Here is a 13,903-nt window from a genome sequence, read left to right as displayed (position 1 = left end):
AATATGCTGTCACTTTCGTCACAGCGAAATATCTTTACATCAAACTTTTAATTTTTGACGTTTTTTGAGGAACGTGTCTATGGCGCAACGTATCAGTGAAGTGGTAAGAAACACCAACGAAACTAAAATTCGAGTTCGTGTGAATCTTGATGGTACTGGTCAAGGCACGCTCAATACAGGTGTTCCCTTTTTAGACCATATGGTTGATCAAATCAAGCGTCATGGTTTATTTGACATCGATATTCATTGTGATGGCGACTTAGAAATCGATGATCACCATACTGTAGAAGACTGTGGAATCACACTAGGCCAAGCATTTGCGCAAGCACTCGGTGATAAAAAAGGCTTAAAACGTTATGGTCATTTCTATGCACCACTTGATGAAGCTTTAAGCCGTGTCGTGGTTGATTTATCAGGTCGCCCAGGTTTATGGATGGATATCCCATTTACACGCGCCCGTATCGGCAGTTTTGATGTGGATCTATTTTCCGAGTTTTTCCAAGGCTTTGTAAATCACGCTTTAATGACTTTGCACATTGACAATTTAAAAGGCAAAAATAGCCATCACCAAATTGAAAGTGTTTTTAAAGCATTTGCACGTGCGCTTCGCATGGCCTGTGAAGTTGATCCGCGTGCAGAAAATACTGTTGCATCGACGAAAGGAACCTTGTAATGACCCGTATTGCCCTTCTTGACTATGGCATGGGAAATCTTCATTCAGCAGCCAAAGCACTCGAACATGTTGGCGCAACTGTAGATGTCACAAATGATCCAAAATTAATCGCTCAGGCAGATAAAATCGTATTTCCAGGTGTAGGGGCAATGCGTGATTGTATGCAGGGGATGCATGAAGCAGGTATTGATGAGGTTGTGCGCCATGCTGCGTTTAATAAACCGGTACTTGCCATTTGTGTTGGCATGCAAGCTTTGCTTGAATCGTCAGAAGAAAATGCAGGCACTCAAGCACTGGGTATTTTTGAAGGTGTGGTAAAACATTTTCCAGATATGGACGGCTTAAAAGTCCCTCATATGGGCTGGAACCAAGTCCATCAGGCAGATCCAAATCATCCAATGTGGAAAGATATTGATCAAGATAGCCGTTTTTACTTTGTACATAGCTATTATGTCGAACCCAAAGACTCTTCTCTTGTTGCTGCAACATGTGATTATGGTTTGCAGTTCTGTACGGCTATTCATAAAGAAAATTTATTTGCGACACAGTTCCATCCTGAAAAGAGCCATACAGCAGGTTTACAGTTACTGAAAAACTTTGTGGAATGGAAAATCTGATTTATTCAGGTCAATTTCATCCCAATTTATATCTCTAAAAATCAAGTCAATTGAGATTGGCTTGATTTTTTTATTCTATTTTGACTTTATTTTTTATCGTCTGTTTATTATGATTCAACCAAATTGAATAAAAATCCAACAATTGATTTTAAAAATTGATTTAAAAACCTTAATTCATTCTAGGAACATAACAATGTCTTCTAATTTTCAAACCCATGATTCAGCTTTAAGTGCCAGTGGACGTTTTGGTCGATTATCCTATTTGGGCTGGAATATGCTGTTGGGTCTATCTATGTTTGTACTGGGTATTATCGCTGCACTATTCATCCCAGCTTTAAGTAACTCACCTTCAAATACGCTCATCTTTATACTCGGCGCAGTTGCGATTATTATTTATATCGCAGTGATCTACTTCAGTTTTATTTTTACAATCCGTCGCTTACATGACAAAAACCAAAGTGGCTGGTTATCTCTTCTTATGCTTTTACCTTTGGTGAATTTATTCTTTTTTGTTTATTTAAGCTGTGCAAAAGGAGATGCTGGGACAAATAACTATGGCGCACCTCGAATTACTCGTGGTTGGGAAAAAGTATTGGCTTGGATTTATATTGTGATCTTCCCGATTAGTATTCTAATTCTTGCAGTTACAGCAATCCCAGCATATCAAAGTTACCTTGACCAAGCGCAACAATTTCAGCAATATCAACAACAAATCAATCAATCTGAATAAATCAGCCGAAATAACCACCCTATTTTTATAAGGTGGTTATTTTACTCTTTGGTGACAAAACCACCTTCTAATGGCTCAACACTAATTTTAATATCTGCCTTTAAATTTAAAGCTGCATAACGGTCTTTAATTTCGTTAATCAATTGTTCCATGGTCACATGGCTTAAATCCAATTCAGACTCAGCATATGCTTTGGTCACCAGATCTGCTTTATCTTGCTGTTTAGATTCCATATTCCAGCGTTCAGTCATCCCAACTAAACGCGCCAATTCAATTAAGCTTTGCGCACTCGACGGTGTTGAGTTTTGCAACCATTTGGTCATGGTTCCTTTTGAAGTTTCGAGTACGTTAACAATATCACTGGCTTTTATATTTTTATCCTGAATTAATTGCTTTAAACGCTTGGCGCCTTCTATAAAAAGATCATCATCTTTTTCAACCATACAATTTATTCCTGTGTTTTTGACCCACAAAACTATCATCTTTTATTCAAAGTTTGTTATAACACAATATGGTTAATATTTTTAATGCTTAAACTGGTCGACTAAAATTTGTGAGCTTAAATTTGTGAATATTCAAACTCAGCAGCTTCCTAGTAAAGAACAAATTCAGAGCTTTCCCCGTTTTCAAAATTTGCCTTTGAGTAACATTGTTGTGATTAATAGCTTACAACAATGCCAAGCAATTGAAGCAGAATTAAAAACGGCGCACATTTTTGGTTTCGATACCGAGTCAAAACCTACCTTTAACAAAGGTGAAATACAAACTGGCCCACATCTTATTCAATTGGCGACATTTGAAAAAGCCTATTTATTTCAAGTTTCAGCAGATATTTTGGCTTTTCTAGCGCCCTTTTTTGAAAACCCTGATCAGATTAAAGTCGGTTTTGGCTTAAAAAATGATGCACATTTATTTCGTAAAAAAGGCATGCAACTCAACAGTGCCATCGAACTTTCAAAATGCTTTTCGAGTTTTGGCTTCAATAATCCTTTAGGGATTAAAAATGCCATGGCATTGCTATTTCAAGTCAATTTCCCTAAAAGTAAATCAATTAGCACCTCAAATTGGGCACGTAAAATCCTCACAACGCCACAAATTGAATATGCAGCAGCCGATGCCTATGCCGCACTCTTAATTTTCGAAGCCTTACTGGATTTAGACTTAATACCTGACACGATTGCACATACTCAGCTTAAATTGAGCATTCGCGCCAATAAAAGCCTAAACTGACACTTAGAAATTGATCAAGTTTTTGCTAAGATGAAGATCAATAAATTCTTCATTGAGATTAAGCAAGGAGCGAAAGCATGCTGATCATCCCGGCAATTGACCTGAAAGATGGTAAATGTGTTCGTTTAAAACAAGGTCGTATGGAAGACGATACCGTATTTTCTGATGATCCTGTTGCAACAGCACAGCATTGGGTAAATGAAGGCGCTCGTCGTTTGCATTTGGTTGATTTGAATGGGGCTTTTGCTGGAACACCAATTCATAAACCTGTCGTTGAAGCAATTGCAAAAGCACAGCCTGAACTGCCAATCCAAATTGGCGGTGGTATTCGCTCTTTGGAAACAATCGAACATTATTTAGATGCGGGCGTTTCTTTTGTCATCATCGGGACCAAAGCCGTTCAAAATCCTGAATTTGTTGAAGAAGCCTGTAAGAAGTTTGCGGGACACATTATTGTCGGTATTGATGCGATCAATGGTATGGTTGCAACTGATGGCTGGGCAAATGTCACTGATGTAAAAGCCACTGATCTTGCAAAACGTTTTGCAGATGCCGGTGTATCGAGTATTGTTTATACCGATATCGCACGTGACGGTATGATGCAGGGTGTCAATGTTGAACAGACAGTAAATCTCGCACAATACTCAGGTCTTCCAGTGATCGCCTCAGGCGGTGTAACCAATCTGGATGATGTGCGTAATTTAAAAGGTAAACCGGGTATTTTAGGTGCGATCACAGGCCGTGCAATTTACGAAGGCACATTAAACCTACGTGAAGCACAGCTGTTATTGGATGAACAAGGCTTTTAAGTTCCCAGCCTAGATTGGATTAAAAAAGAGAACCGAGATGTTCTCTTTTTTATGCGTTAAACAAGGTATTTAAATCACTACATCCAGATTTAAACCAACGTATTTTCAAAATGTTGCATTTCAATTTTACTTGCTAAAAAGGGCTTCATTGCCGTAAACCACTGTTTAAATTCATCTGTTTTCATAAAAACATCTGTATGGGTTTTAAGATCAATCCAGTGAATTTGTAGTATGTATTTTTGATTGTCTTCTATACCACGAATCAATTTAAATTTTTCACAACCTTGGGCATTCCGGAAGGTGTCTGATAATTCATAAAATTTCTTTTCAAAAGCCATTTGTTGACCATCAACAATATGAAATAAAGCCTGTTCGATCACCATGATTTATTTCTCTTTATCAAAATTTTAATTCAATATGCTAGCACGACTGCATGACAATTGAGTGATTTAAATACCCGATTACTCAGCTTAACATCTGCACAATACTGCGCTTTCGCGTAAAATAGCCCTGCTCTTCTACATTACTTTATTTTATGTCTTCCTCTCCCCTCGCTTTATTTTTAAAGTCTAGAACGCCTCAAATTGCACTGATTCTGATGACCATGATTTGGGGTGGTACATTTGTCATTGTACATTATGCCCTAAACTATAGTTCTCCTATGTTTTTTGTCGGTTGTCGTTTTGCTGCAGCGACTATTGCTGTTGGATTACTGTCTTATAAATATCTAAAAGGTATCAATTTAAAAGAACTCATCGCTGGTGCACTGATTGGCGGTATGATTGCCGCAGGGTATGGCTCGCAAACTGTCGGTATGCAAACCATCAGCAGCAGTGAGTCTGCCTTTTTAACAGCATTATATGTCCCCCTTGTACCGATTCTTATCTGGGTGATTTTTCGCAAAAGACCACATATCATGACTTGGCTCGGTGTTTTACTGGCGTTTATCGGTTTAATTTTTTTGACAGGAAATGGTTTTCATCACATTGATTTAAATACGGGGCAAATCGTTACATTGGTTGGTTCGTTTGCAATTGCTATGGAGATTATTCTCATCGGGCACTTTGCAGGGAAGGTCAATATTCAGCGTGTAACGGTGATTCAGCTTGCCTTTGCTTCATTGATTTCATTTGCCAGTATGCCTTTTGTCGGTGAGCTGCATATTCCACCCTTTTCATGGCAATTGGTGATGCTTGCAGTTGGACTGGGCTTAACCAGTGCTTTATTACAATTGACGATGAATTGGGCACAACGCTCTGTCGATCCTTCTCAAGCGGCCGTGATTTATGCTGGCGAACCAGTTTGGGCGGCTTTATTTGGCAGAATTGCAGGTGAGCGCTTGCCATTGCTGGCTCTTTTTGGCGGTTTACTTGTGGTATTGGGGGTGATCATCAGTGAATGGAGACCCAAATTTTTATACACACGGCAGCTTAAAGAAAACTCAGTTGAGATAGAAAAACAGCGTTCTTAATCAGAACGCTGTTTTCACTAAAATTACGCTTTGATCAAGCTGTATTGCTCGGCAACAAGATCCATCAAGCATTATTGATTCAGTTATATTGGTAAGGCTTGATCATCATTCAGCGCAATAATGCCTCGAATGGCGCGATAGACAATCCATATCCAAGAAATAAATAAAGTGGCAGCACAAAAAATCGTAGCACCCACGGCAACACCCGCAAAGGCATTGACATTATCCATGGTGAAAAATAGAAAAATAAACGGAATAAATGCAACTACCGTCCAGACTAAATACCACCAAAAAGTGCGAATTTGCCATCTAAAATGACTTTCGAAAATCGTACCACGGACTGAATTCAATTTTACATAATTGATAATCAATGCAATGATTGCAAGAATTCCCGCAGAAAAAATTGCAACAATATAAAGGATATATAAAATTAAAGTCAGAGATTTACTATTATTTGGATCAACATAATTATTCATTGTAAGCCCTTTTAAATTTGCTAACGCCCGTTTAAATCTTAAACATATTCAAAGGCGAAATTAACCATAAAATCAATAAAATATTAAAGAATATGGTACACAAATAAATCTTTTTAAAGGGTTGTTTTTGTGTTTTATGTCGTAAGCGTTGCTGTGCTAACCAAGCTGCAGGCCAACCACCTAAAAAAGCTAAAATATGCAGGGTATTTTCAGGAACACGACGCTGATTGCTCTGCGCGGCTTCTTTATCTTGTGCATAAAACCAATAGGTCATCACATTGATAATACTGACAAAAAGAATAAACATGCCATTGAGCAAACCGCTTATGGTCAAGATTGCCAAAGCAATAATATAAACAGCGCACAGAGTTTGCATCGGCTGTAATTTAGCCTGCTTTGTTGCATGCAACTGCTTGGCTTTAGCCGCTTGCTGGCTTGTCACTTTCGCCATTTGTGTGGCTTTTAAATACGTGACTTGTTTTGCTTTATAACGCCCTTGACCATCTAATTGGACCACATATTCAAGGGCACAGCCCACGATTGGGCGTGGCCCTTTTTGTGCAAAATCTTTGATGTGTAAAAATACGCGATCTTTTACACCATCATTTGGTTGAATAAAGCCATAGCCTTTATCATCGAACCATTCAACTAAACGACCTTGATCACGCATTTTATTTCCCACAAAAAACTATTAAGCAGTCACGAACTTTAATCTTTCAATCAACATATTACGCATTTCTTGCGGATTTTTCTGCAAAATATCATCACCTGTGCGTGCTTCAGCGGCATTCATCTGAGCGATTTGTAAACGCATCATCCAAAAGCGACCTGCAGCCATCGCCAAATATAACTCTAAACAAGCTCTTTCATCTTCAGTCAAAGGACGAATCGAAGTATATGCATTTAAGAAAGCCGTTGCTTTGGCTTCATTCAAGCGAACACTCGGATATTCTGTGCAAAAGTCATTTAAGGTAATCGCAATATCAAAAAGTAATTCATCTTGATTCATTTCATAAAAATCTAGAATGCCTTTTAACTCATCGCCTTCAAACAAAGTATTGTCACGGAACAAATCTGAATGAATAAAACCTTTAGGTCGATTTGGATACATCATGGTCAGTGCTTCATATAAACCTAAAAGGTTATTCAGCAAAGCGCTATCAGCCACATCCAACGTTGGTTTAATTTGTTGAGCAACGTTATACCAATAGGCATGATCACGCGCCACTTGACGCTGTAATGGGAAGTCTTGTAACGCCACATGCATTTTGGCCTGTGCTACAGCAATTTGCTCAACTTGAGCGAGTGTAGAGGGCATCGGATGTTTACCTGACATCCGTGGCGCAATTTGTGCAGGCTTATCTTTTAAGCTATGAATCGACTGACCGCTATGTTTTAACGGAACAGGAACTGCCAAACCTTGTTGCCCCAAGTGTTCTAAGACAGGAATTAACTCCCCTGCTGCTTGTGCATCCATATTTTCAAATAATGTTAATACAAACTGTGTTCCATCAGCACAAATGATAAAATAGTTGGTATTTTGCACACCGCCTTGAATTGGTTTAAGTTCAACCACCTCTAATCCATAAGGTGCTGCAAAGTGCTGAACTTCTTTTAAACTCAAAGTGGTATAAACCGACATAGAAAACCTGCGAAAAAACTTACATAAGTTTGATAGAATAACCGCTTCGACTATCGAGGTGTAGCACCTAAGTCACGAACTTTCATAATCGCCTGTTATTTTTGGAAAAAATTATGCTCGCTAAACGTATTATTCCTTGCCTGGACGTAGATAATGGTCGTGTGGTGAAAGGTGTCCAGTTTCTGGATATCCGTGATGCAGGAGATCCTGTAGAAGTTGCCCGTCGTTATAATGAGCAAGGTGCAGATGAAATCACCTTTTTAGACATTACCGCAACATCAAATGGCCGAGATACCACTTACCGTACGGTTGAACGTATGGCTGAAAGTGTGTTTGTTCCACTTACAGTCGGTGGTGGTGTTCGTAAAGTTGAAGATATTCGTTTGTTATTAAATGCAGGCGCAGATAAAGTCAGCATCAACTCTGCTGCGGTATTTAATCCTGAGTTCGTTCAAGAAGCGTCTCAGCGCTTTGGTGCACAATGTATTGTTGTGGCAATCGATGCGAAAAGAACGGGTGAAAATAAATGGGAAATTTTCACCCATGGCGGCCGTAAACCAACAGGCATAGATGCAATTGAATGGGCGGTCAAAATGGCAGAATTCGGTGCAGGTGAATTGTTGGTTACCTCTATGGATGCAGATGGGACGAAAGCGGGTTATGACATTGGTCTAATGCGTCAAATCAATGATCGTGTCACCATTCCGACCATTGCATCAGGCGGTGTGGGTAATTTACAACATTTAGCAGATGGTATTTTAAAAGGTGGTGCCGATGCTGTATTGGCAGCCTCGATATTCCATTTTGGTCAATACTCTATTCCTGAAGCGAAACAATACCTTGCTGAACAAGGGATTGAGATGCGTCTTTAATTAATTGTGAGCGCACATATATAGAAGAATGTTATTTTGGCATTCTTTTATATATGCAATTGATTTAGCCTGATTCAAATAGCAAAAATTAAAATATCGAGAATTAAAACACCAAGATAAAAATGATAAAAAATCTATATGATTTTAAATAGCTCCTCGTAGCTCATTTTATACAAAGTACCAAGCCTTAAACTCAATAGGCCTACTAGTTCATCAATCAAAAAACGATCATTTAGAGTGAATCATATTGGTATTGAAAGTCCCTTCTCCTTTTGGGAGAAGGCTAGGGTGAGGGGGCTGTTTATTGATTTATGGTTTTAAAAAAATTTCAAAGAAGCCTACTGCCATCAAAAATTGAATAAATGATTAATCTCGAATCAGTTTAGCAATACTTTTATATGAAAAAAAATCATGGTTATTGGGATTACTTATTCTGGTTATTTGCTTTAATCTTATAAGGGTAATTTCATAAAAATAAGCGTGAATCAATATGGATTTAATAAAAATAATACGGAAGCTCAACCAAATCGTCAGCCATAAATATCATTATTCCAGTTCCTATCATACATTTAAAATGTCTGAATCAATGCATACTTACCACCGTGCAACCAGTTATGAACATCTGGCGCTTAACCAGCGTGACCCTCTTGATTTGGATCAGCTGTTAAGTGAAAAAATCCAAAAATATCAACGCAACGCGATTTGGTATTTTTTACATTCAGCACTTAAAGGATATAGCACGGCCCAATATAAATTGGGCATGATTTACCTACAAGGCCAGCTCGGCCTATCGCCAGATAAAAAGAATGCATACAAATGGTTGTTGCTTGCCGCCAATCAAGGTCATCTCGAAGCACAACACCAACTTTATCGGCTTTATTTACAATAAAAAACCAGCTCGAAAGCTGGTTTTTTTGATCTACAAAATTAGTGATTAACCACCAATTTTTTTGTATTTGGTACGTTTTTGCACAGCAGCATCACCCAAACGCGCTAAACGATATGCTTCATATTCAGCATAGTTACCTTCGTAGAATTCTGGCTGTTCATTTTCAAATGACAAGATATGTGTAGCAATACGGTCAAGGAACCAACGGTCATGCGATACCACCATGACAGTACCAGGGAATACAAGAATTGCATCCTCTAGTGCACGTAAAGTTTCAATATCCAAGTCGTTTGATGGCTCATCCAGTAAGATTACGTTGGCGCCCATCTGAAGGATCTTCGCAAGTTGTAAACGGTTACGTTCACCACCTGACAATTCACCAACACGTTTTTGCTGATCTTGACCTTTAAAGTTAAAGCGACCGATATAGGCACGAGATGCGATCTCGTATTCGCCAATTCTTAAGATATCTAAACCGCCAGAAACTTCTTCCCAAACTGTTTTATTGTTATCTAAAGTGTCACGAATCTGACCAACATAAGCAACTTTTACAGACTCACCCAATACAACTGTACCGGTATCTGGTTGCTGTTCGCCTGTCATCATACGGAATAAAGTGGTTTTACCCGCACCGTTTGGACCAACGATACCAACAATCGCAGTTGGTGGTACTGTGAACGATAAGTTTTCATAAAGTAGACGGCCATCAAACGATTTGCTGATGCCTTCAACTTCTACAACCTTATTCCCTAGGCGTGGACCAGGTGGAATATAGATTTCAGAGGTTTCATTACGTTGTTGGAACTCACGTGAGTTAAGCTCCTCAAAGCGCTCCATACGTGCTTTGTTTTTCTTTTGCTGACCTTTAGCATTTGAACGAACCCATTCCAATTCTTTTTTCAATGCTTTAGCAAAAGATTCTTCTTGTTTATTTTCCTGCTCTAAACGTGCATTCTTTTGTTCCAACCAAGAAGAATAATTACCTTGGTAAGGAATACCATGTCCACGGTCAAGCTCAAGAATCCACTCTGCAACGTTATCCAAGAAATAACGGTCATGGGTAATCGCAACAATTGTACCAGCAAAGTCTTTTAAGAAACGTTCTAACCAAGATACAGATTCTGCATCCAAATGGTTAGTCGGTTCGTCCAGCAATAACATATCTGGTTTAGACAATAACAAACGACACAATGCTACACGACGACGTTCACCACCTGAAAGTAAGCTTACGTCAGAATCCCATGCTGGAAGATTCAATGCCGCTGCAGCTTGATCCATTTGGTTGCTAAGGTTGTGTGCATCCCAAGCATGGATAATTGCTTCTAATTTCTCTTGCTCTTTTGCAAGTGCATCAAAGTCAGCATCTTCAGCTGCATATTCAGCAAAAACTTCGTCTAAACGTGCCAATGCATCTAATGGTTCACGTAAACCATCTTCAACGTTTCCACGTACATCTTTATTTAGATCTAATGGTGGTTCTTGCTCTAGATAACCGATTTTAATACCTGGTTGCGCACGAGCTTCACCTGAGAAATCTTTATCTACGCCAGCCATAATACGGAGTAGGGTAGATTTACCTGCACCGTTTAAACCAAGTACACCAATTTTTGCACCTGGGAAAAATGATAAAGAGATGTCTTTTAGGATTTCGCGCTTAGGCGGAACCATCTTCGACACACGGTTCATCGTGTAAATATATTGGGCCACGTAGGACTCCTCTATAATGAATAGAAATTCGCAAAATGCGAATAAATAAATACCGTCAATTATACGCTGAATTTATCTATTTTTGTTCAGATTTGTCCAATTGATTGAGATATTTTAAAAGCATCAAGAAAACATTTTTCCACACCGATAAACGTAATCAAATCGCGATCTCACACATGATCACGAACAAAAATTCGGCTGATACTGATATACAAATTGCGTCTTGGTTTGAGTTGAACTTGGTGCATTGTAGTTTGACAATGATTTCAAAGCAGAAAAACTAATGGCAGCACGTTGTACAACCTTATTGGTGTAATTTGCATTTGGATCTTGATACTTAAACGAGACTTCAACTACAGCAGGTTTTAATCCTGCATAGGGTGCTTGGGTATACCATAAACTCATATCTACCTCTGCATCAAACTCGCCTAAATCAATGCTGACCCCACGATAACTTCGTTCATAAATGGTGAGTCCACCTACAGGTGATAACAGCTGATTATCACTGATGGCAAAGGTTTCTTTAAATTTTGGAAAATGCGTATGGATGTCTAAAAACTTATTGATTGTCCGTGTATTTGCCACTGTGGTGGATTTACTAGAACCCACCAAAAATCCTTGTGTTGCTGTTTGCGTGATATCATCTTCAAGCTTGGTTTTGGCTCCCGCAGTCGAACTACTCAAATCGGAAAAATCAGACAGATAATGATCATAGCTTCTAAATTTAAGCGTCACTTCAGATGCTCCGTTTTCAATCCGTTCTCGAAAGCTATAGCCCATATTATTGAGTAGGCAACTGCTGGGTGAATCATAAAAACGTATTTGGCGTTGCTTGTCTAAGATCATCGTTCCTGAAACTGTACGGTTAATTTGTTGTGCAATAACCGTTTTGGCTTGTTGCATATAGCTATTTACGTTAGCGGACTCATTGGCATAGCTAAATTTGTCTGGCTGTAACAACAATTTATATTCACGCGATGTCACTTGCGGTACAGCCCAAGCAGTTGTAGTGATTAAACTTGTTAGAACGGTGAGAATGGCTATTTTTTTCATTGAGGAACCTATTATTTTTAAATGATGGTTATAGAAAAAGCCGCCTCTTGGGCGGCTGTTGTTATGCAATTATTGGCCTTTTAAATTCAATTTATCCATGATGTATAAGGTATTGATATCAATACGTGTACGTGCCGCATCCAGATACTTTGGCTCCATGCCTTTGGCATTATTCCAAAGCCCCATATCGTCATCATTTAAAATCCCAAGTGTCGTACTATTGATCAACCACAGACCTTCCATTTTATCATGTGGATATTTAACCGCTTTCCCCATATCCAGTACCAATGTTTTAGGTGCTGGAACAATATTAAATGCTTTTAAACCGTCCCAGCCTTTATCCAATTGGTATTCTTCTAAGGTCTTGCCCGCAATGGTTAAACCAAGCTTTTCATCTTGTTTGACATCATTTTGTGTTTGAATATCTTCTAAATTGGTGGCTTTGCTTAAATCAATACGATAGACATTTTTCATCACATTGGGCGTATCTTTATAAAACAATCCATCTCGTTCTAAAACCAGAAATTGTGTTGCACTGAGGGCAATAATGGCAGAGTTTGAATTTTCAGCTATCTCTTGCTGATATAAATATTGTGCGACTTTTCCTGTTTCAAGATTAATCGTCACAATACGCGTCAACGTTGATTTATTGACATTTTTATTTGGTAAACTCATGGTCGATTGCATAATCCCAACCAAAGTTTTTTGGTCTGGACTAATGGTTAAGCCCTCCATCCCTCGATTGGCACGGCGATAGCTAAACTCATTCGGCAAAGTCCAATTGTTGCGTTTATCAGCCTTAAATGGGTTGATACGCCCTATTTCTTTACCATTGGCATCATAATGCACAATATGCGGTCCATATTCATCGCTGACCCAGAACGTTCCATCGTTAAGTGCAGTGAGCCCTTCACTATCCAAGCCATAATCATCCAATCGAATTGGATTATTCACCACATCGTAAGGCTTGGTTGGATCTACAGTAATTACTTTCCCATTGACATCATACGGTGTTTCCCCTGTGCCGCCTAAAGCAGAAGTGTTGGGTAATCCCGTGATGTCTTTTCCATTAATATCTTTTAAATTGATGGTTTTAATTAATTTCACAGTGCCATTGTCTTGAACTTCAAATAAACCAATTTTCGGCACATAGTTTGGAATGGCGAAAACCTTACCAGCGCCATATAATTTATCAGTAAAGTCTGCATTTGGCCCCCGATCGGTCAATGCATAGAATTGCTTTTTATTACTTGGATGTGCAGCAACATCAGAACCAAAACCACCCTGACGAATATCAAACGAGCTATCAATGGTCGTACCATTCGCAGAGTAACGTCCCAGTACGTTAAATGGCAATGCTACACCTTGTGCAAACAAATTGGGCTTACAACTGTTTTCGGTTTTAGTGATTTCACTGGCTTCAAGTTTGCCATTGCCATTGCGATCTAAACCGCTCTGCATACGTGTTCCCCCCATTACACAGGCTTCATCACCAAATGCCAATGTTATATTTTGGGTTAAGGTCTTCTGTGTTGTTGAATCTTGATCATCATCAGAACATGCGGTCAAACCTAGTAAACTACAGAGGACTAAAGTTAAAGTGCTTTTATGGCGGGTCAGTTTATTTATTGCTGCTTTTTTCATTGTGTTTTTAATAACTGAATTTATGGAATTTGTTATGCTAGTTTCAGCAAATGACACCACAATGACAGCTCACAAACTCAGCGATATTCG

General features: G+C 38.9%; 16 protein-coding genes. 8 read left to right on the top strand and 8 right to left on the bottom strand.

Translation table 11 applies throughout. The annotated features are described in order from the left end of the window. Positions 1 to 79 precede the first annotated feature (79 nt). The 3 genes from hisB (at position 80) to ACQ7EO_RS01245 (ending at position 2,020) form a co-directional block, all read left to right on the top strand. A complete protein-coding gene (gene hisB, locus ACQ7EO_RS01255) occupies positions 80 to 673 on the top strand; it encodes an imidazoleglycerol-phosphate dehydratase HisB (protein WP_004725347.1) in 594 nt (197 codons plus the stop codon). Beyond that, entirely contained in the window at positions 673 to 1,290 is a 618-nt protein-coding gene (gene hisH, locus ACQ7EO_RS01250; RefSeq protein WP_034612605.1) for an imidazole glycerol phosphate synthase subunit HisH, read from the top strand. The genes hisB and hisH overlap by 1 nt, the downstream gene beginning before the upstream one ends. 193 nt (positions 1,291 to 1,483) lie before the next feature. Further along, positions 1,484 to 2,020 carry a DUF805 domain-containing protein gene (locus ACQ7EO_RS01245; RefSeq protein WP_004725344.1) on the top strand — a complete coding sequence of 179 codons (537 nt, stop codon included), beginning with the start codon at positions 1,484 to 1,486 and terminating at the stop codon, positions 2,018 to 2,020. A gap of 41 nt (positions 2,021 to 2,061) precedes the next feature. Here ACQ7EO_RS01245 and ACQ7EO_RS01240 read toward each other — a convergent pair whose 3' ends face one another. Continuing rightward, entirely contained in the window at positions 2,062 to 2,463 is a 402-nt protein-coding gene (locus ACQ7EO_RS01240) for a transcriptional regulator (protein ID WP_004725342.1), read from the bottom strand. A 124-nt stretch (positions 2,464 to 2,587) separates the two neighbouring features. Here ACQ7EO_RS01240 and ACQ7EO_RS01235 point away from each other — a divergent pair, with 124 nt between their 5' ends. After that, positions 2,588 to 3,250 carry a 3'-5' exonuclease gene (locus tag ACQ7EO_RS01235; RefSeq protein ID WP_434278730.1) on the top strand — a complete coding sequence of 221 codons (663 nt, stop codon included), beginning with the start codon at positions 2,588 to 2,590 and terminating at the stop codon, positions 3,248 to 3,250. Positions 3,251 to 3,327: 77 nt separating this feature from the next. Continuing rightward, the gene (gene hisA / locus ACQ7EO_RS01230) at positions 3,328 to 4,059 is read left to right on the top strand and encodes a 1-(5-phosphoribosyl)-5-[(5-phosphoribosylamino)methylideneamino]imidazole-4-carboxamide isomerase (RefSeq protein WP_004725338.1); all 732 of its coding nucleotides are present in this window, start codon (positions 3,328 to 3,330) and stop codon (positions 4,057 to 4,059) included. An 89-nt stretch (positions 4,060 to 4,148) separates the two neighbouring features. Here hisA and ACQ7EO_RS01225 read toward each other — a convergent pair whose 3' ends face one another. Next, positions 4,149 to 4,442, bottom strand: a complete 294-nt coding sequence (locus tag ACQ7EO_RS01225; protein ID WP_004725336.1) for an antibiotic biosynthesis monooxygenase family protein — start codon at positions 4,440 to 4,442, stop codon at positions 4,149 to 4,151. Between the two features lie 152 nt (positions 4,443 to 4,594). Here ACQ7EO_RS01225 and ACQ7EO_RS01220 point away from each other — a divergent pair, with 152 nt between their 5' ends. Beyond that, positions 4,595 to 5,530 carry a DMT family transporter gene (locus tag ACQ7EO_RS01220; protein WP_004816588.1) on the top strand — a complete coding sequence of 312 codons (936 nt, stop codon included), beginning with the start codon at positions 4,595 to 4,597 and terminating at the stop codon, positions 5,528 to 5,530. Positions 5,531 to 5,613: 83 nt separating this feature from the next. Here the strand turns inward: ACQ7EO_RS01220 and ACQ7EO_RS01215 are convergent, their stop codons facing one another. From ACQ7EO_RS01215 to ACQ7EO_RS01205, 3 genes are read right to left on the bottom strand one after another with little or no spacing between them, the layout of a single operon-like run. Further along, positions 5,614 to 6,006: a DUF4870 family protein gene (locus ACQ7EO_RS01215; RefSeq protein WP_096735313.1), complete on the bottom strand. Its 393-nt coding sequence runs from the start codon at positions 6,004 to 6,006 to the stop codon at positions 5,614 to 5,616. Positions 6,007 to 6,037: 31 nt separating this feature from the next. Beyond that, complete coding sequence (locus tag ACQ7EO_RS01210) at positions 6,038 to 6,676, bottom strand: DUF1294 domain-containing protein (protein ID WP_434278729.1); 639 nt, start codon at positions 6,674 to 6,676, stop codon at positions 6,038 to 6,040. Between the two features lie 21 nt (positions 6,677 to 6,697). Then, positions 6,698 to 7,648 carry a homoserine kinase gene (locus ACQ7EO_RS01205; RefSeq protein WP_434278728.1) on the bottom strand — a complete coding sequence of 317 codons (951 nt, stop codon included), beginning with the start codon at positions 7,646 to 7,648 and terminating at the stop codon, positions 6,698 to 6,700. A gap of 113 nt (positions 7,649 to 7,761) precedes the next feature. On the opposite strand from ACQ7EO_RS01205, the gene hisF reads away from it, so the two are divergent. Both hisF and ACQ7EO_RS01195 read left to right on the top strand, forming a co-directional pair. Further along, a complete protein-coding gene (gene hisF, locus ACQ7EO_RS01200; protein ID WP_004725324.1) occupies positions 7,762 to 8,520 on the top strand; it encodes an imidazole glycerol phosphate synthase subunit HisF in 759 nt (252 codons plus the stop codon). Positions 8,521 to 9,106: 586 nt separating this feature from the next. Beyond that, entirely contained in the window at positions 9,107 to 9,409 is a 303-nt protein-coding gene (locus tag ACQ7EO_RS01195; RefSeq protein WP_270383349.1) for a sel1 repeat family protein, read from the top strand. Positions 9,410 to 9,454: 45 nt separating this feature from the next. Here ACQ7EO_RS01195 and ettA read toward each other — a convergent pair whose 3' ends face one another. The 3 genes from ettA to ACQ7EO_RS01180 all read right to left on the bottom strand — a co-directional run bounded on the left by ettA (position 9,455) and on the right by ACQ7EO_RS01180 (position 13,813). Then, a complete protein-coding gene (gene ettA, locus ACQ7EO_RS01190; RefSeq protein ID WP_434278727.1) occupies positions 9,455 to 11,116 on the bottom strand; it encodes an energy-dependent translational throttle protein EttA in 1,662 nt (553 codons plus the stop codon). A 180-nt stretch (positions 11,117 to 11,296) separates the two neighbouring features. Beyond that, complete coding sequence (locus tag ACQ7EO_RS01185) at positions 11,297 to 12,169, bottom strand: hypothetical protein (RefSeq protein WP_434278726.1); 873 nt, start codon at positions 12,167 to 12,169, stop codon at positions 11,297 to 11,299. A gap of 69 nt (positions 12,170 to 12,238) precedes the next feature. Further along, complete coding sequence (locus tag ACQ7EO_RS01180; RefSeq protein ID WP_434278725.1) at positions 12,239 to 13,813, bottom strand: esterase-like activity of phytase family protein; 1,575 nt, start codon at positions 13,811 to 13,813, stop codon at positions 12,239 to 12,241. Positions 13,814 to 13,903: the final 90 nt, after the last annotated feature.

The organism is Acinetobacter sp. CE-15, from assembly GCF_051059255.1.
Classification (GTDB): Bacteria; Pseudomonadota; Gammaproteobacteria; order Pseudomonadales; family Moraxellaceae; genus Acinetobacter; species Acinetobacter guillouiae.
This window is presented reverse-complemented; position numbering and strand designations above follow the sequence as displayed.